Raw genomic sequence first — 17,368 nt, forward strand, 5'->3', positions numbered from 1 at the left:
TGGCGATAAAATGAGCAGCGTACTAGATATCCAATACAAAAAACCAAAGTCTTTTGGCGGTTCTGCGTATGTTAGTTTACTGGAACAAGGCATGCATTTGGAAGGTGCCGCAAAAAAAGAACGGGTAACCTACCTCATTGGTGTACGCAATAAAAGCAACCGCAATTTATTAAGCAGCCAGCAAACACAAGGCTCTTATATACCTTCTTCAACCGATGTGCAGGGTTACCTTACTTATAAGCTCAATGAAAAATGGCAATTGGAAATGCTGGCTAATTTTTCGGCTACCAAGTTTACCCTTATACCACAGTCAGCACAAAAAACAACTTCCGTTTTTTCACCTTTGTTTACCGCCAATCTTGGGCTGGATATATTTTTTGACGGCCAGGAAAAAGACGGCTATAACACAAGCCTGATAGGATTAACAGCCATACATCAACCCAATAAAAAAGTACAGATAAAATGGATGCTGAGCCGCTTTGAAAATAAAGAAAATGAAAATTTTGATATTGGTAGCGCCTACTTGTTTGGCGACCGGGATTTTGATAATACCAGCAGCACGTACGGTCAGATTGTAAATCCATTGGGCGCTGGTTTTTACCAGAATTATGGCCGCAATAAATTAGATATTACGGTGTATAATGCGGGTGTAAAAGGCAGTATAGAAAAAGGGAAACACTTTATTCAATTCGGCAACAGCATTGAACAAACGGTAATTACCGATAAATTGTTTGAGTGGGAATACCAGGATAGCGCGGGTTATTCTTTGCCTGTTAATACCAATAATCTCAGCACATTTTTAAATACGTCTGCCAACCTAACCATACAAAAATACAGTGGCTACCTGCAGGACAATCTCAATTTTGTAAACAATAAAAGAGATATTACCATCCAGGGTGGTATCCGTTACAATTATAATTCGTTGAACAAAGAATTTTTAATCAGTCCTCGGGCACAGGTTAGCATAAAGCCCAACTGGGAAAAAGATATGGTGTTTAAGCTGGCTGCAGGCGTGTATGATCAGCCGCCATTATACAGGGAATTAAGAAAGTATGATGGCAGTTTAAATACGGCTGTAAAATCGCAAAAAAGTTACCAGGTGGTTGCAGGAATGGATTATAATTTTGTTTCAGCAGACAGGCCTTTTCGCATTACAGCCGAAGCATACTATAAAAATCTGCAGGATGTAATTCCGTATGATATTGACAATGTGCGCATCCGTTACTCGGGCGAAAACAATGCCAGGGCATATGCCTATGGCGTAGAAACAAGGCTGTATGGGGAGCTTGTAAAAGATGCAGAAAGCTGGATCAGCATCGGTCTGATGCGCAGTAAAGAAAACATCGCAGGCGATCATTATTACAACTATGTAAATGCTGCCGGAGAAACCATTACTTCCAAAACGCAGGACCAGGTGCCAGTGGATAGCATGCGCCAGGATGTAGGCTGGGTAAGGCGTCCGACGGACAGGCTGATTACAGTGGGATTATTTTTGCAGGATTATTTATCTACCAACAAAAATTTTAAGGTGCATCTGAATACTATCTACGGAAGCAATATGCCGTACAATATTCCCAACAGCACCAGGTACAGAAACGCCCTTATTATTGATCCCTATTTAAGAATTGACATTGGTTTCAGTGCGCTGTTGTTAAGCGAAAAAAACAAGCGCAGAAGCCATAGCATTTTTAAAGACTTTGATAATATCTGGGCCAGCTTTGAAGTATTTAATTTGATAGACCGGCCCAACACCATCAGTTATCAATTAATTAAAGACTTCAGCAATACTGTTTACAGCATACCCAACAGGCTTACACCAAGACTGGTAAACTTTAAAATTGTAGGCAGGTTTTGACAACGCTGGCAACCTATAAAAGATGGTTAGCCAACAGGCCTGTTTCTGTACACTTACTTTTATCATTAATCGCTTTCTGCTGGTTATCTGCGAAATTAATTGGCTGGAAAGTATGGGTTGCAGAAAGAACATTTCCTGTTATAGCTCCGTTCGATTTATTATACCAGGTTCCTTCAGCTGGGCATTGGGTTTTGCTGGGCTTATCCATTATTTTGTTAGTGTTGCTTATAATAAAGCCAGGCAATAAATATGCACAATGCACATTATTTTTTTCAGAAATTGCCTCCTGCCTGCTGGATGAAAACCGCTGGCAGCCATGGGAATATCTATACCTTTTTATCCTGGGGATTTTTATCCTTAATCGTACCAAGCTATCACACGTTGCAGCATGCCTTGTCATTACGCTTGCAACTGTTTACATATATAGCGGTCTGCATAAGTTCAATGAAAGTTTTATAATCAACATGTGGCAAACGACCATTTTGAAACGTTTTTTTAAAGTGCCGCCTGTTTTATATAAAGCAGGCTGGATGCACTATTTGGGCTACCTGTTGCCTTTTATTGAAACCGCTGGCGGGCTGGGTTTGTTGTTTTCAAAAACAAAAAAAACTGCGGCGGTTCTGCTGACAGCGATGCATATTTTTATTTTGTTACTGATAGGGCCTATTGGTTTGCACTATAACAAAATTGTATGGCCATGGAATACTGTTATGATCTTATTGCTGTATTTTCTTTTTATCCGAAACCAAATGATATCCATTGTTGAACGGCGTGGATTGGAGATACGAAATAAAATAATACTGGTTGCATGGGCTGTTTTACCCGCACTCAATTTTATTGGCTTTTGGGATAACTACCTGTCGTGGAACTTGTATTCATCCAGGATCCCCAGGATGATTATCTGTATTAAAGATACCGCAGCAACAACTCCTCTGAGAAGTTATTACTCAGGTAATCACACTTCGAAAATATGCAACGGTAAGGTCTTGCTGAATGTACAGGATTGGTCCATGAGAGAAATGGCTGTACCGCCCTACCCCGAAGAACGGGTGTACAAAAGAATGGAAGTACAATGGAATAAAACTTATCCGTTGGCTCATGCTGATTTTGTAATTTATTATTCTCCTTTTAAAAAGGATTCCGCCAGCTCAATCAATCAATAGCACTGAATAAGTTCCTCTAAGTTGCAAAAGTAAAAGAGGGCGACGCAACGATGATGACCATTGCGTCTTAGCCCGGACCAATATTACTACCATTTGGCAGCGGCCACTAAAAATAACTCAAATTAGTTTTCGCATTTAACGTAAGCAATGTTTCGTAAATCAGTTTGATGGTATTTTCAACATCACTTTTGTGAATCATTTCAACTGTAGTATGCATGTACCGTAATGGCATGGATATTAAAACGCTTGGGCACCCGTCGTTGGCATAAGCAAATGCATCCGTATCTGTACCTGTGCTTCTGCTTACTGTATGCAACTGCACCGGGATTTTATTTTTAGCGGCCACATCCTGTACCACGTCCAGTAATTTATTGTGTACAGCAGGTCCAAACGTTAGAGAAGGGCCTTTGCCACACACCGTATCTCCCTGGATAATTTTACTGATCATCGGGGTGGATGTATCGTGCGTAACGTCGGTGATGATGGCTATATTGGGCTTAATTCTGCGGGCGATCATTTCAGCACCGCGAAGACCTATTTCTTCCTGCACTGCATTTACAATGTATAAACCAAAAGGTAATTTCTTTTTGTTTTGTTGCAGCAGGCGGGCCACTTCTGCTATCATGAAGCCACCAACGCGGTTATCAAATGCACGTCCAATCAGGTAATCGTAGGCCAGTTCTTCGTACCCGGCTTCGTAGGTGGCTACAGCACCGATGTGAACGCCGAGGTCTTCCACTTCTTTTTTAGTGCGGGCCCCGCAATCTAAAAACAAGTTATCTACTTTTGGTTGCGGTTCTTTACTGTCGGCACTCGCCATCCTGGTATGTATAGCGGGCCAGCCGAAGACTGCTTTTACGGCGCCTTTTTTTCCATGTATCAACACCCGCATCGAAGGTGCTATCTGGTGATCCACGCCGCCGTTGCGTTTCAGGTAGATAAGTCCTTCGGGCGAAATGTAATTTACAAACCAGCTGATTTCATCTGCATGTGCTTCTATCACTACTTTAAAGGGAGCGGTTGGATTGATAACGCCAACGGCAGTACCGTAAGGATCGGTAAAAAAAGTATCGGTATAAGGCTTAACATATTCCAGCCACATCTTTTGGCCGCTGCTCTCAAAGCCTGTCGGCGAAGGATTGTTGATATAGTTTTTTAAGAATTCGTACGACTTTTCAGTTAAAATACTTTTCGGTGCTTTTACTTTTGCTTTAGCCATTATTGGATTAATTTTTACAAATTAACTAAATCCTGTCCATACTGCGGAAAGAGGAATCAAAAATGGCTGGAGAAAATAAAATTTACGCCGGTAGTAAGCGTACCGCCAAAACACGCAGGTATTTTTTATATGAAGTTGAGATTACTGTTTTATAATTACAATTTTTCCGGATTGAACAGTATCGCTGTAATGCCTGGCTTTGTCTACCACGCTAAAGCGGAAATAGCAGGTATCATTAAAATCGCATTTGGGTTCCCCGATTAACGGATAGCCATCTACCCTATAACCATATGATACGAGTAAATCGTCGTTGGTGCTTTTAAGTTTCACTATATCATTCCCGAGGAAAAATTTTTCGCTGGTGCCACTTTGTGGGCAGGATGGATTTATTTTTTGAATAAAGATAGAATCCAGGTCTCCCTCCAGGTCGGTAAAGGCAATTTTAAATTTGATTACATTGCCGGGAACCAGCACGCTGGTATTAACTGATTTATATGTTAAAGATGGCGTGGAAGAATACGTTTCCTTTTTACAACCAAAAAAAACAAAACAAACAAGGGCAATTAAAATAGTGTTACGCATCTTTGTAAATTATAGCCCAAATTTAATGATTGAAATTGAATAGTTCCGTTAAAAATATAACCGCGTTAAATAATTTAACCGCTATAACAAAGGAAGATTTTACCCGGGTTGCGTTGAATATTTTTCAGTTTCAGCACCGGCATAATCCCTTGTATCATCAATTTTGCAATGCGCTGCATATTAACCCGTCATCGGTCACCGCAATAAATCAAATTCCTTTTTTACCGGTTGCTTTTTTTAAAACCCATACTATCGCCACCACTACTTTTGAACCTGCTGCTGTTTTCGAAAGCAGTGGCACCACACAAACCATCAACAGCAAACATTTTGTTAAAGACATTGCTTTGTATGAAGAGAGTTTCAATACGGCATTCCGGCTTTTTTATGGCGATCCAAAAGACTGGTGTATTATTGCCTTGCTGCCATCTTACCTGGAAAGAAGTAATTCATCATTGATAATGATGGCGGATAAACTGATTGAACAAAGTGCACATGCGCAAAGCGGCTTTTATTTGCATGACCTGGAAAAGTTACATTACACCATTACCTCACTTGAAAACCAGCAACAAAAAACATTACTGCTTGGTGTAACTTTTGCCTTGCTCGATTTTGCAGAACAATACCCGATGCATTTGCAATACACTACCATTATGGAAACCGGCGGGATGAAGGGAAGACGCAGGGAAATGACCCGGCAGGAAGTACACGATATTTTATGCACCAGTTTTAAAGTAAACGTTATTCATTCAGAATATGGCATGACGGAATTATTAAGCCAGGCTTATTCAACCGGGCACGGTATTTTCAGTTGTCCGCCATGGATGAAAGTACTGGTAAGGGAAGAAGATGATCCTTTAACTGTGTTATCAGCCAATAAAGAAAATATTGTGAGCGGTGCAGTTAATGTAATAGACCTGGCCAATATTTACAGTTGCAGTTTTATCGCCACGGATGATGCTGCGAAATTATACCCCGATGAAAGTTTTGAAATACTGGGCCGGTTGGATAATTCGGATATCAGGGGATGCAGTTTACTTTCTTTGTAGATAAGCGTAAGATAAACGCTTAAAGCCGGTTTACGTTACGCATTTGTTATTTATTGATTTCTGCATTTTGCTTTCAGCTTTGCGCCTCATGGTTTCATGCTTAACCTTTAACTTAGCGAACATTTTTAATTGTACAAATATGGATACAACAGCCAAACCGTCGCAAACAATCATTGTTATTTTTGGAGCCGGCGGTGACCTTGCCTGGCGCAAATTATTGCCTGCTATTTACAATTTATACCTGGACAACTGGCTGCCGGAAAATTTTTTGGTGCTGGGACTGGATATAAAAAATATGACTTTGCCGGAATACCAGTTGCACGTTCGTGAAGGCATTAATAAATTCAGCCGTAGTGGAAAGACGAAGAAAAAAGACTGGCTGGCTTTTGAAAAATGCCTCCAGTATAAAAAAGGAGATTTTAATACCGCCGCTACTTATAACTATGTTGCCAAACTAATAAAGCAAACCGAAAAGGAATGGGGTGGTAAAAGCAACCGCATATTTTATATGGCCGTGTCGCCTGCTTTTATTGAAACTATTGTCACCAGTATTGGTGCGGCAGGATTGGCAGCAGACAAGGCTTTCAGCCGTATCGTTGCTGAAAAACCTTTCGGGCAGGACCTGGACAGCGCCCGCCGCCTGAATAAAATTATCTGCAATACATTTGACGAATCGCAGGTATACCGCATTGACCATTTTTTAGGCAAAGAAACAGTACAAAATATTTTGGCCTTTCGTTTTGCCAATGCACTATTTGAACCGATCTGGAACCGCAATTACATTAGTCATGTGCAAATAACAGTGGCGGAGCAACTGGGGGTGGAAACAAGAGGCGGCTATTTTGACCATGCAGGTGCGTTGCGGGATATGATCCAAAACCACCTGTTGCAATTGCTTTGTTTAATTTCTATGGAACCGCCTGTTAGTTTTGACGCCGATGAAATACGCAACCGCAAAACAGATGTGTTACATGCCATAAGGGATATTGAACAACTGGATGTACACAAATATGCCATCCGCGGGCAATATGGCGCCGGGTGGATTGAAGGGAAAAAAGTAAAAGCGTATTGCGATGAACCAGGCGTTAATAAAAACTCCCACACCGAAACATTTGCAGCCCTTAAATTATTTGTAGATAACTGGCGCTGGCAGGATGTTCCGTTTTATGTACGCAGCGGTAAACGCATGAATGAAGCCAGGAGTTATATTACGATACATTTCAAACCGGTGCCGCATAAATCTTTTCCAACAGAAGCTACCGGCAACTGGCAGCCTAACAGCATTACTATGAACATTCAGCCGAGAATGTTTATCTCTATGAATTTTCAGGCCAAAAAACCCGGACTGCAAATGGTGCTGAACCCGGTAAATATGTTGTTTGATTACGCTGAAAGTTACAAGACAGGTACGCCCGAAGCATACGAAACTTTATTGCTGGATGTAATGCAGGGAGACAGTACCTTGTTTATGCGTGCTGACCAGGTAGAGGCCGCCTGGGATATTATTATGCCGGTATTAAAAGCGTGGACCGAAGATGCGCCGGTGTATTTTCCCAATTATGCTGCAGGCATGCCAGGGCCGGAAGGATCGGAATTGTTTTAGATAGTGGATACTGGTTGACGAATCGCTTTATTATACGCAAGTACAAACTATCCGGATTTAATACACTTCAATAGCCGAAAGAACTTATAATTCATAACTCAGGCAAGCGCCTGCACAATATCCGCTAAAATATCATCCACATGTTCAAGGCCAACTGAAATGCGGATAAGGCCGGGTGTAATGTTTACAGCCTGCCGCTCGGCCTCGCTTAACTTGGCATGCGTGGTGCTTGCCGGGTGAGAGGCGATGCTTCTTGTATCACCAAGGTTGGCAGTAAGGCTTAGCATTTTTAAATTATTCAGAAAACTGCGGCCGCTTTCCAGTCCGCCTTTTAAATTAAAGGAAATTAAACCGCCGCCATTTTTCATTTGTTTAATGGCTATGGCATGTTGCGGATGACTGGGCAGGTACGGGTATTTAATCCAGCTGATTTTTTCATGTCCTTCCAGAGCCTGCGCAATTTTTAATGCATTGCCAGCGTGGCGCTCCATGCGCACATCCAGCGTTTCAAGGCTTTTGCTGAGTATCCAGGCATTAAACGGCGACAAGGCGGGACCGGTACTTCTGCAAAACAAATACAACTCATGTATCAGTTCTTTTTTCCCAACAACAACACCACCCAAAACACGTCCCTGGCCATCCAGCCATTTGGTAGCGGAATGTATTACAAGGTCTGCACCAAAAGCAATGGGTGTTTGGCAAACCGGTGTTGCAAAACAATTATCTACATTAAGAAGCAGGTTGTGTTTTTTAGCCAGCTTACCCACCAGTTCCAGATCTATAATGTCCAGGCCGGGGTTGGTCGGCGTTTCCATGTAAATCATTTTGGTGTTGGGCCGGATAGCTGCTTCCCAGGAGGCCGTATCATTTGCAGCTACATAACTCACTTCAATCCCAAATTTAGGCAGGTACTTATTGAGTACTGTAATGGTACTGCCAAAAACCGAACTACAGGCAAGGATATGATCTCCAGCTTTTAAAAAAGTCATGAAAGAAGCAAAGACCGCCGCCATTCCGGAAGCAGTAGCAAAGCCAGCTTCGGCACCTTCCAGCGCTACCATTTTATCGATAAATTCAGTACTGTTAGGGTTGCTGAAACGGCTATAAATATTGGCATCGGTTTCATCTGCAAAAGCGGCCCGCATTTCTTCCGCATCATTGTAACAAAAGCTGCTGGTTAAAAATAGAGGGGTTGAATGTTCCATTTCACTGGTGCGTTCTGTCTGTATCCGGATGGCTTTTGTTATCGGGTTCATGGTTGAACTTTTTATGGTGACTGTTTTTTTAAATTACCGGCAAAGCTAATTAATACGAGGCCATTAATAATTTAAAAAGTAAAGATGAGCTGTAAAATAATGGTTAAACCAGCGGGACATGAAAGAAAAAATAAAGCCTGGAATAAACAGCATTTCTTTCAATAGAATCCGAAGCCAACAATAAGTTGGTCACTAAACACACAACATAATAAAAGTAAAATTGAAAAACAAGTGTACAAGTGTGCGACGCCAATGAAGTACCACAAAGCTGTTACTTTGCCGGGACAAAAAAATCACTTCATATCTGCACTTTTTTTGAGGGATAAAGTAACAGATTAAATTTTTATCAATGCTTTGCAGTAATCTTCTACATTTCCTCCCCGACCCGGCGGGGAGTTAAAGGAAACTATTGATTCACCTTCACATCCCAGGTTAATTTGGTACCGCCCAAACGCAGTGTTTCTGCAACAGAGCAATATTTATTCATAGACAATTCGCAGGCACGGTAGGCCTTTTCTTCGTCGATGATTCCTTTTAAATGAAATACGATTTTAACGTTCTCCCATAACGAAGGTTCTTTTCCCGTTTGTCTTTCGCCTTCAATTTTCATAGAAAAATGTTCCACCGTCTGACGTTGTTTTTTTAAGATCATAACAATGTCGATACCGCTGCAACCACCAAGGCCCATCAGCAATACCTGCATAGGACGAACGCCAAAATTTACGCCGCCGGTTTCAGGACTGGTGTCCATTTTAATAACATGACCATTGGCATCTGTTGCCTCAAAACCGCAATCTCCCTGAACCCGGTTTACATTTATTTCTATCATTTCGAAAAATTTTTACAAATATAATTCCGCAAGCCTTTACTTTGCATTTCAACTGACGAATACTTATTTAATTTAATGCAATTTTTTCATTTTCAACATCCAATAGCACTTGAAAGCGGTGGCACCCTGCCCGGATTAACAATTGCATACACTACCTACGGACAATTAAACGAAAAAAAAAGCAATGTAGTATGGGTTTGCCATGCTTTAACGGCTAACTCAGATGCGGCAGACTGGTGGAAAGGCGTGGTTGGACCGCAGCATGTAATTGATCCCGAAAAATATTTCATTGTTTGTGCCAACATCATCGGCAGCTGCTATGGTAGCAGCGGCCCGTTAAGCATTAACCCTGCAACCGGCGAGCCTTATTACCACAGCTTTCCCTTAGTTACCATTCGCGACATGGTGAAGGCGCACATTTTGCTGCGGCAACACCTGGGCATTGACAATATATTTTTACTCATGGGCGGCAGCATGGGCGGCTACCAGGCTATGGAATGGTGTGTGATGGAAAAAGACCGCATCAGTAATTTATTTTTACTCGCCACCTCCCCTACCGAGAGCGCCTGGGGTATTGCTACACATACCGCACAACGCTTAGCCATTGAAGCCGATGGTACCTGGCAAAATCCATCGCCTGCAGCAGGTGCCAAAGGGTTAAAAGCGGCCCGCGCCATTGGCATGCTCACTTACCGCAATTACGGTATTATGGTGCAGCAGCAAACTGATGGAGATACGGAAAAATTAGATCACTATAAGGCTTCGGCTTATATACAATACCAGGGCGATAAACTGGTACAACGTTTTAACGCTTATAGTTACTGGCTGCTTACCAAAAGCATGGACAGTCACCACATTGCCCGCGGCCGTGGCGGAAACATACATGCCGTATTACAAACGATGCATCAGCGCACACTGATTGTTGGCATCAGCAGCGATATTCTTTGTCCGCTTACCGAGCAACAATTTTTAGCCGCACATCTGCCTCACGCTACACTGATTGCCATCGACAGCAATTATGGCCACGATGGTTTTATGGTGGAGTCGGCTGCTATTTCACAACACCTGGCAGACTGGCTGGCTTAATTTTTTATCCGGGCTAAGAAGCTTTGTGGCACATCGTTGTGTCACTCCCTTGTACTTTTACAGCCTTTTGCTGCCTCCTGAATTCGCTGCAGTAATGGTATGCTTATTTTACACCAAAGACAGCAACAAATACAAAGAGCGTCACGAAATAAATCGTTGTATTCTTTGCTTTCTTTACGCACGTTGTGTGAAACCGTAATCCATTGTGTTCGTTGCATACTTTGCGTACTTTGTGTGAAATATTTTTGTAAAATTTTATGGCAAAAGCAACGAAACTTTCAGATGAAGAACAGGTAACAGCCCACATTCAACAACTGGAACCAGGCCTGCAAAAAATTGTCGAAACCTTGCGGACAATCATCTTAAGCACCGATAAAGAAATTGGCGAAAGAATAAAATGGAACAACCCAAGCTTTTATTACACTGGCGGAATGAAGCCGTTTGATCCCAAAGAATACAAAAGAGAAATCATAGTATTCAATTTGTTCAAAGGCAGGATCATGCTGGTATTCCCCAGCGGCGCCAAAATAAACGATAGCAGCGGTTTGCTGGAAGGCGGTTACAAAGATGGAAGGAGGCTTATCATTTTTAAAGACATGGAGGATGTTAAAGCAAAGAAGAAAATATTACAGCAGGTTATAAAAAAGTGGCTGGAGCTGGTGGAGAAATAATTAGAATAATACATGCGACTTTACACTTACCTATGCAAAAAATAAATTCAATTTTAAAACATTTCTGTCTTCATTTTACATGTCTTATTCTAGTATAACACATTATAAATTTGAAAGAATTATCATTGTCAAGTTTTAATCCCAAGATGATGTTTAAGTACAACAAGTAGGTATGTCATTAGTGCGGCACAAAACAAAAAGTAAAATATAGCTCCCTAATAATATTTTTTTATATCCTTCTCGTCAATCTTAATATTAATGATCTTTGCTTTTGGAAAAATTAGCCACAATAAAAAAGTTATGATTGCCCAAAGGAAAATACATGCCAACAGTATTTGATTTTTACTTTGGTCTTTTAAAATGTCATGATCATTAATTTTTAATAATATTACTGCATGCACTACATGCAAGAAAATAATAAAATATAGTATCATCAAGGTATTAAAGTAAGGAGTATCATTTTGTACCCGTTTATTAATCCCCTGATAAATTGCGGAAACTATATACCTCGACCTATTCATACAAGAAATTAACTATTCCTGATTTTATGGTTTTAAAAAGCTCATTTGACGAAAATTGCAATTGCAAATAATAGTTCTATAAAAGGTAAAGGCTACTTTATAGAGTACTTATACTTATACCTTTCAAACAACTGCTTCTGCTTATTATCCAAATTAATTTCCCTCCCCTGTATAAACGCCTGTGTAACCTTACTGCTTTTCATATCCAGCAAATCGCCTTCACTGATAACGATGTTGGCATCCTTTCCTGTTTCCAGGGAGCCTGTAATATTGTCAATGCCTAAAATTTTGGCGGCACTTAAAGTGATAGCTGTTAATGCCTGCTCTTTGGTTAAGCCATAAGCAGCCATAGTACCTGCCTGGAAAGGCAAGTTGCGCTGGCGCCAAAAACCATCGCCACCGTCCTGGCAAATAGTAAACAATATCCCTGCCTTTTGTAAAGCCGCACCCGTTTTGTAAGGTTGGTCTACATCATCGTCGTCGGTTTCAGGCACACTGTGCGGCTGAGATAAAATAACAGCAACATTATTTTGCTTCAGCATATCTGTCATCAGCCAGCTGTCGTCTGCGCCTACCAACACCAGTTTAAAATCAAATTCTTTGGCCATGCTGATCGCCATCATCATTTCCTTTACCAGGTTGCAATGCACAAAAAATATTTTTGATTTATCAAACAAACCCTGCACGGCTTCCAGTTTTAAATTCACCTGTGGATGAGGTGCCTGGTTGTGATAAGCTTTTGCCTCGCGGAAAAAAGTACGGATGCGTTCTATTTTTTCAAGGCTTTGTTTTACACGATCTTCATCGCCCGGGCGGCGAAACTGTGCAGGTACCGCAACAAGCGATGGCATATTAAAATGAATACCATTATCGGCTTTATACGCTGCATCTTCCCAGTTCCATGCGTCCAGCTGTACAACAGATGATGTGCCGCTGATAGTACCGCCCTGCGGCACAACATGAGCCAGCAATACGCCATTGCTGCGCAGGGTATTGATCACCTTGCTATCTGTATTATAAGCCACCAGGCTGCGTATGCTGGGATTGATATCTCCTACTTCATCATAATCCGCCGTTGATCTTACCGCACTTACTTCTACGAGGCCAAGGTTAGTGCTAGCTGCAATAACACCCGGATAAACATGCTTGCCTTTCAGGTCTATTACCTTAACATCAGCAATGGATGCCGTTGCCCTTACATCCCTGATTTTACCGTTACTGAAAACGATCATACCATTTTCAATCACCTGCCCGTTACCAATATGTATAATACCATTCGTAAGTGCGATGGTGCCTGTTTGTGCCGGTGACGGATGCATATTTTCCTGTGCCATTGCAACACCCGAAATAAGCAATGCTATAAATAATAATATTTTTTTCATGCTGTTGTTTTTACTTTGCGTACTGAACGCTGAAATATTTTTGTAACCTTTGCTGTAGAAAATAAATTATTGATTGTCGGTTGACAGCTTGTTATTATCGATTCTTCCCCAGAAAGTTTTTCCTTCATGATGATCTTCTTCACAATAATTTCTTTCCCTGAAAGATGGCGTTGCAGGTGAAGTTTTTTCACCACCTTTTTTGGCGCCAATCATTTTCTGTATCAACCTGGCCCTTTCTTTGGCTATACCCTCCCTCAGTAATTTATCTTTTTCTATATCATAATAAACCACACCATCCACGATTGTTTTTTCTGCCTTTGCATAAATGCTTAAAGGGTTGTCGCTCCACAAAACCAGGTCCGCATCTTTGCCTGCTTTTATACTACCGGTTTTATCTGCTACATGCAGCATGGTAGCGGGGTTTAGCGTTACCATTTTTAAAGCATCTTCTTCACTCATATCAGTATACTTCACACTCTTAGCCGCTTCCTGGTTCAGGCGTCTTGCCATTTCTCCATCGTCGGAATTGATGGCCACATTAATACCTTCCTTTTGCATCAGGTAAGCATTTTGCGGAATGGCGTCTACCACTTCCATCTTATAACTCCACCAATCACTAAAGGTAGAGGCATTGGCTCCGTGGGCTTTCATTTTATCTGCTACCTTATAGCCTTCGAGGATATGCGTGAACGTATTTACCTTAAACCCAAATTTTTCAGCAACACGCATAGCGGAAGTAATTTCACTTTGTACGTAAGAGTGGCAGGTTATGAAACGTTTTTTATTCATAATTTCTACCAGCGCATCCAGTTCAAGGTCTCTCCTTTTGCCTGGCCCCATGGCTTCATAATCTCTTGCCCTTGTAAACGCATCTGTCAGCACCTGCTCCACTCCCATTCTTGTATCGGGAAAACGGTTGCTGCTGTTGGAGTAAGAGCGTTTTACATTTTCGCCCAGCGCAAATTTTATAAACGGATCGGAGCCTGCAAATCTTAACTGCTCTGCATTGGCACCCCAGCGAAGTTTGATTAATTGTGTTTGTCCGCCAATGGTATTACAACTGCCATGCAGAATATGACTGCTGGTAACACCACCGCTTAACTGCCTGTATATATCAACATCTTCGGGATCGATGATATCCGCGATTCTCACTTCTGATGTAACAGATTGTGAACATTCGTTGATACCACCCGTACCCGCTATATGAGAGTGTTCATCAATAATTCCGGCAGAAAGATGCTTGCCTGTCCCATCAATTATTTTTGCTGCAGCATCTGATAAATTTTTGCCAATGGCAGCAATCTTTCCATTTTTTATCAGCACATCTGAATTGGCCAAAATGCCTTCTTTCTCGTTTGTCCAGACGGTTGCATTCTTTATTAAAATATTTTGCTGCTTAGGCATTTCGGTAAAACCATAGCCATTAAAAGGGTAAGTTACAGGGCTCGTTACAAGCACAGGCGACTCAGTTTTTTTACCTTTGGCAGTATCAGCTACAGCCGACTGTCCGGAGGTTTTGGTGGCTGTCCAGCTTATTGGACTCCCCGCAACCGTCTGGCCGGTACCACCCCAGTTTTCTTCGCTTATTACACCATTTAATCTTGCTGAATGAATGCTGTCTTTTTTAAAATCAATCACCATCATCACCAGTTTATCTTTAATTGTAAGATCAACTTTGGTGGTGTCTACGCCAATGATTTCCGCGGAGGGTTTGCCGGCTTCTCCTTTAATGGATAAGGTATTCGTTGTGTTATTAATTACCAGTGTATAGTTGCCACGGATATCCTGCCAGCCGTCTTCCTTTAAAAGATATTTATTGCCCTGGATCCAGTTTTGATATATTACTGCTTTATCGCTGAAAACAGGTGCTGATACGATTAAAAAATTAGCCAGCTTACCTGCTTCCAGGCTGCCGACTTTATCATACATGCCCAATAATGTAGCAGGTGTTTCCGTAAGCGCTTTTAATGCCTTTTGCTCGCTAAGGCCCTGCTGTATAGCCTTACGCAGATTAGCTAAAAAGATATTCGTTTCTTTTAAACCATTTGTTGTTAAGGCAAAATTGATACTGGCTTTTTCAAATGCTGCAGGGTTGGTGGGTGCCATTTCCCAATGTTTCATATCTGAAAGTGATACAAATCTTGCATCGGCAGGATCTTCAACATCCATCGCCTGCGGAAAATTCAGGGGTACGATAAAGGATGCATTGGTTGCTTTTACTTCGCCTATACGCTGGTATTCATTACCGCCCGCCTTTATAATATATTGTACACCAAATTCATCGCCCACCTTATCTGCACGCAAATCATTCCATTTATCATTGGCGTCAAAAATCTGCGGCAGACTTTGGTTATCTAAAAAGGCCTGCAGTGATAAGTTGGTGCCTTCAGTTACAGGCTTTGTTTTATACCACTGAGCATCTAAAAAATTTTGTCTTAATAAAGCAATACAACCCATTAACGAAGTAGGATAATCCTGGGTGGAACTGCCTTTATTAAATGAGTAATTGGCAGATGCTTTTTCTTTCAGCATCGCCATATTTTCTTTTTCTGTTGCCAGCGTAACAACCGCGCCAGTTCCCCTGGAGATGCCGTCCATCTGGTGTGTGAGAACCGTACCAAAACCAATGGCCCGCAGTTCTTTTGCTTTTGCATCATTCACTGCAAATATTTTTGCTGCATCTGTTTCAGAACGTATTGCCTGGTTCCATCCATAAGCACCTTTGGTATTGGAAAGCATTTGGGATGAGCCCCGGAATCCGCCACCAGCGGCTCGTTGAGGAGCATCGGTCCCATAGTCGGAATACATATCGATAAACGACGGATAAATATACTTGCCTTTACAATCTACCACAACTGCATCTTTAGGAACAGCTGCTTTTGCACCAACAGCCTCAATTTTTCCTTTGCGTATAACCAACGTTGCATTTTGCAAAGTAGTTTGCGCATTGGTAACAATGGTTGCATTGATAAAAGCATAACACCTTTCTTTGGGATCGGCTATATCATTTACCGGAAAAGTGGATTGCGCATTTATTCTCAAGCCCTGGAGAATAAGCAAAGCCACTACAAAAAGTAACCTCTTTTTTTTCATAAATATCAGTTTTGACAGACACATTATCAGGCAATAAATATAGCGAATGATTGGATTCGGTAATTGATAAACGAGCGTTTTTACTACCGCTTATCACATAGATTCAAATTCATATTTTATAAATTGCTGAAATAAAATTGGACTAATCTGCTAAAACCAGCACGCCTGACTGGTTACCATAGTTTTATCACACCTTCACGGTTTAATTTGCCGCAATTAAAAATCATCATGATGAAGAAATTCCATATCCAAAATTGATTTTGCTTGCAAACTGTCATCTGTAGTCTCTTCTTTAAACAGTTAAAGTGATGCATTTGTAAACGCTTCCTTAAATATTCATTATCAAAAACATTCCCTGTTATCTGTAATTTTGCGGCAATTATTTATTATATGAATATAGCCTCTTACATCGATCATACCGTATTAAAGCCAACCACCCTGGTAGCGGATGTAGAAAAGCTTTGTGCCGAAGCCATTCAACACCAATTCGCAGCGGTTTGCGTTCCGCCATTGTTTGTAAAAAAAGCGGCGGGGTTATTGGCAGGTTCATCCGTTAAAGTAGCCACGGTAATCGGTTTCCCATTTGGTTATTCTGCCATTGAGGCAAAGGTTGCTGAAACCGTTTTAGCAATTGTTGACGGAGCTGATGAACTGGATCTCGTAATTAATATCAGTGCACTCAAAAATAACGACTGGCAGTTTCTTGCCGGCGAGATCAATGCTATTTTACCGATTGTAAGAAAAGCAGGCAAGGTGATAAAAATTATTATTGAAAGCGGCGTGCTTACCGATGAAGAAATAATCAAGTGTTGTGACCTGTATGGTGCTGCCGGCGTGGATTTCATGAAAACATCCACGGGCTATGCAGAAAAAGGAGCTACGGTAGAAGCAGTGAAGCTTCTCCGTAAACACCTGTCCGAAAAAATCCAGATCAAAGCCAGCGGCGGAATAAAAACCTATACTTTTGCCAAACAATTAATTGATGCCGGTGCTACAAGAATAGGTTGCAGCAGCAGTATACAAATAGTAAACGAAGCCGCCGGGCAAAACTAAACGGAACAG

The 17,368-nt window shown here is 41.4% G+C and carries 13 protein-coding genes; 7 read left to right on the plus strand and 6 right to left on the minus strand.

Features of this window, described 5'->3' with window-relative positions; genetic code table 11:
- Together JWR61_RS24255 and JWR61_RS24260 are read left to right on the plus strand one after the other, a co-directional pair.
- Nucleotides 1-1,855: TonB-dependent receptor (locus JWR61_RS24255; RefSeq protein ID WP_301930264.1), on the plus strand; the 1,855-nt coding region annotated here is incomplete at its 5' end.
- Entirely contained in the window at nucleotides 1,852-3,018 is a 1,167-nt protein-coding gene (locus JWR61_RS24260) for a hypothetical protein (RefSeq protein ID WP_301930265.1), read from the plus strand. The genes JWR61_RS24255 and JWR61_RS24260, both read left to right, overlap by 4 nt.
- 106 nt (nucleotides 3,019-3,124) lie before the next feature.
- Here JWR61_RS24260 and JWR61_RS24265 read toward each other — a convergent pair whose 3' ends face one another.
- Both JWR61_RS24265 and JWR61_RS24270 read right to left on the minus strand, forming a co-directional pair.
- Nucleotides 3,125-4,237, minus strand: a complete 1,113-nt coding sequence (locus tag JWR61_RS24265; protein ID WP_301930266.1) for a M42 family metallopeptidase — start codon at nucleotides 4,235-4,237, stop codon at nucleotides 3,125-3,127.
- Between the two features lie 141 nt (nucleotides 4,238-4,378).
- Complete coding sequence (locus JWR61_RS24270) at nucleotides 4,379-4,819, minus strand: hypothetical protein (protein WP_301930267.1); 441 nt, start codon at nucleotides 4,817-4,819, stop codon at nucleotides 4,379-4,381.
- A 29-nt stretch (nucleotides 4,820-4,848) separates the two neighbouring features.
- Between JWR61_RS24270 and JWR61_RS24275 the strand changes: the two genes are divergently transcribed.
- Both JWR61_RS24275 and zwf read left to right on the plus strand, forming a co-directional pair.
- Entirely contained in the window at nucleotides 4,849-5,865 is a 1,017-nt protein-coding gene (locus JWR61_RS24275) for an acyl transferase (RefSeq protein WP_301930268.1), read from the plus strand.
- 139 nt (nucleotides 5,866-6,004) lie between these two features.
- The gene (zwf, locus tag JWR61_RS24280; RefSeq protein WP_301930269.1) at nucleotides 6,005-7,468 is read left to right on the plus strand and encodes a glucose-6-phosphate dehydrogenase; all 1,464 of its coding nucleotides are present in this window, start codon (nucleotides 6,005-6,007) and stop codon (nucleotides 7,466-7,468) included.
- Between the two features lie 98 nt (nucleotides 7,469-7,566).
- Here zwf and JWR61_RS24285 read toward each other — a convergent pair whose 3' ends face one another.
- Nucleotides 7,567-8,724, minus strand: coding sequence for an O-succinylhomoserine sulfhydrylase (locus tag JWR61_RS24285; RefSeq protein WP_301930270.1), 1,158 nt, complete (start codon nucleotides 8,722-8,724; stop codon nucleotides 7,567-7,569).
- Between the two features lie 406 nt (nucleotides 8,725-9,130).
- Nucleotides 9,131-9,553, minus strand: coding sequence for an OsmC family protein (locus JWR61_RS24290; RefSeq protein ID WP_301930271.1), 423 nt, complete (start codon nucleotides 9,551-9,553; stop codon nucleotides 9,131-9,133).
- Nucleotides 9,554-9,628: 75 nt separating this feature from the next.
- Between JWR61_RS24290 and metX the strand changes: the two genes are divergently transcribed.
- Both metX and JWR61_RS24300 read left to right on the plus strand, forming a co-directional pair.
- The gene (gene metX / locus JWR61_RS24295; protein WP_301930272.1) at nucleotides 9,629-10,639 is read left to right on the plus strand and encodes a homoserine O-acetyltransferase; all 1,011 of its coding nucleotides are present in this window, start codon (nucleotides 9,629-9,631) and stop codon (nucleotides 10,637-10,639) included.
- 257 nt (nucleotides 10,640-10,896) lie between these two features.
- Entirely contained in the window at nucleotides 10,897-11,310 is a 414-nt protein-coding gene (locus JWR61_RS24300) for a DUF1801 domain-containing protein (RefSeq protein ID WP_301930273.1), read from the plus strand.
- Nucleotides 11,311-11,923: 613 nt separating this feature from the next.
- Here JWR61_RS24300 and JWR61_RS24305 read toward each other — a convergent pair.
- Together JWR61_RS24305 and JWR61_RS24310 are read right to left on the minus strand one after the other, a co-directional pair.
- A complete protein-coding gene (locus JWR61_RS24305) occupies nucleotides 11,924-13,213 on the minus strand; it encodes an amidohydrolase family protein (RefSeq protein WP_301930274.1) in 1,290 nt (429 codons plus the stop codon).
- A gap of 66 nt (nucleotides 13,214-13,279) precedes the next feature.
- Complete coding sequence (locus tag JWR61_RS24310) at nucleotides 13,280-16,306, minus strand: amidohydrolase family protein (protein WP_301930275.1); 3,027 nt, start codon at nucleotides 16,304-16,306, stop codon at nucleotides 13,280-13,282.
- 390 nt (nucleotides 16,307-16,696) lie between these two features.
- Between JWR61_RS24310 and deoC the strand changes: the two genes are divergently transcribed.
- Nucleotides 16,697-17,359: a deoxyribose-phosphate aldolase gene (gene deoC, locus JWR61_RS24315; RefSeq protein WP_301930276.1), complete on the plus strand. Its 663-nt coding sequence runs from the start codon at nucleotides 16,697-16,699 to the stop codon at nucleotides 17,357-17,359.
- Nucleotides 17,360-17,368 lie beyond the last annotated feature (9 nt).

This window comes from Ferruginibacter sp. (genome assembly GCF_028288465.1).
Lineage (GTDB): Bacteria > Bacteroidota > Bacteroidia > Chitinophagales > Chitinophagaceae > Ferruginibacter.

Bases quoted from the DNA above. Each gene is read 5' to 3' on its own strand.
- JWR61_RS24285 (WP_301930270.1), bottom strand. From the start codon at position 8,724: ATGAACCCGATAACAAAAGCCATCCGGATACAGACAGAACGCACCAGT.
- JWR61_RS24300 (WP_301930273.1), top strand. From the start codon at position 10,897: ATGGCAAAAGCAACGAAACTTTCAGATGAAGAACAGGTAACAGCCCAC.
- JWR61_RS24305 (WP_301930274.1), bottom strand. From the start codon at position 13,213: ATGAAAAAAATATTATTATTTATAGCATTGCTTATTTCGGGTGTTGCA.
- zwf (WP_301930269.1), top strand. From the start codon at position 6,005: ATGGATACAACAGCCAAACCGTCGCAAACAATCATTGTTATTTTTGGA.
- JWR61_RS24270 (WP_301930267.1), bottom strand. From the start codon at position 4,819: ATGCGTAACACTATTTTAATTGCCCTTGTTTGTTTTGTTTTTTTTGGT.
- metX (WP_301930272.1), top strand. From the start codon at position 9,629: ATGCAATTTTTTCATTTTCAACATCCAATAGCACTTGAAAGCGGTGGC.
- JWR61_RS24290 (WP_301930271.1), bottom strand. From the start codon at position 9,553: ATGATAGAAATAAATGTAAACCGGGTTCAGGGAGATTGCGGTTTTGAG.
- JWR61_RS24265 (WP_301930266.1), bottom strand. From the start codon at position 4,237: ATGGCTAAAGCAAAAGTAAAAGCACCGAAAAGTATTTTAACTGAAAAG.
- JWR61_RS24310 (WP_301930275.1), bottom strand. From the start codon at position 16,306: ATGAAAAAAAAGAGGTTACTTTTTGTAGTGGCTTTGCTTATTCTCCAG.
- deoC (WP_301930276.1), top strand. From the start codon at position 16,697: ATGAATATAGCCTCTTACATCGATCATACCGTATTAAAGCCAACCACC.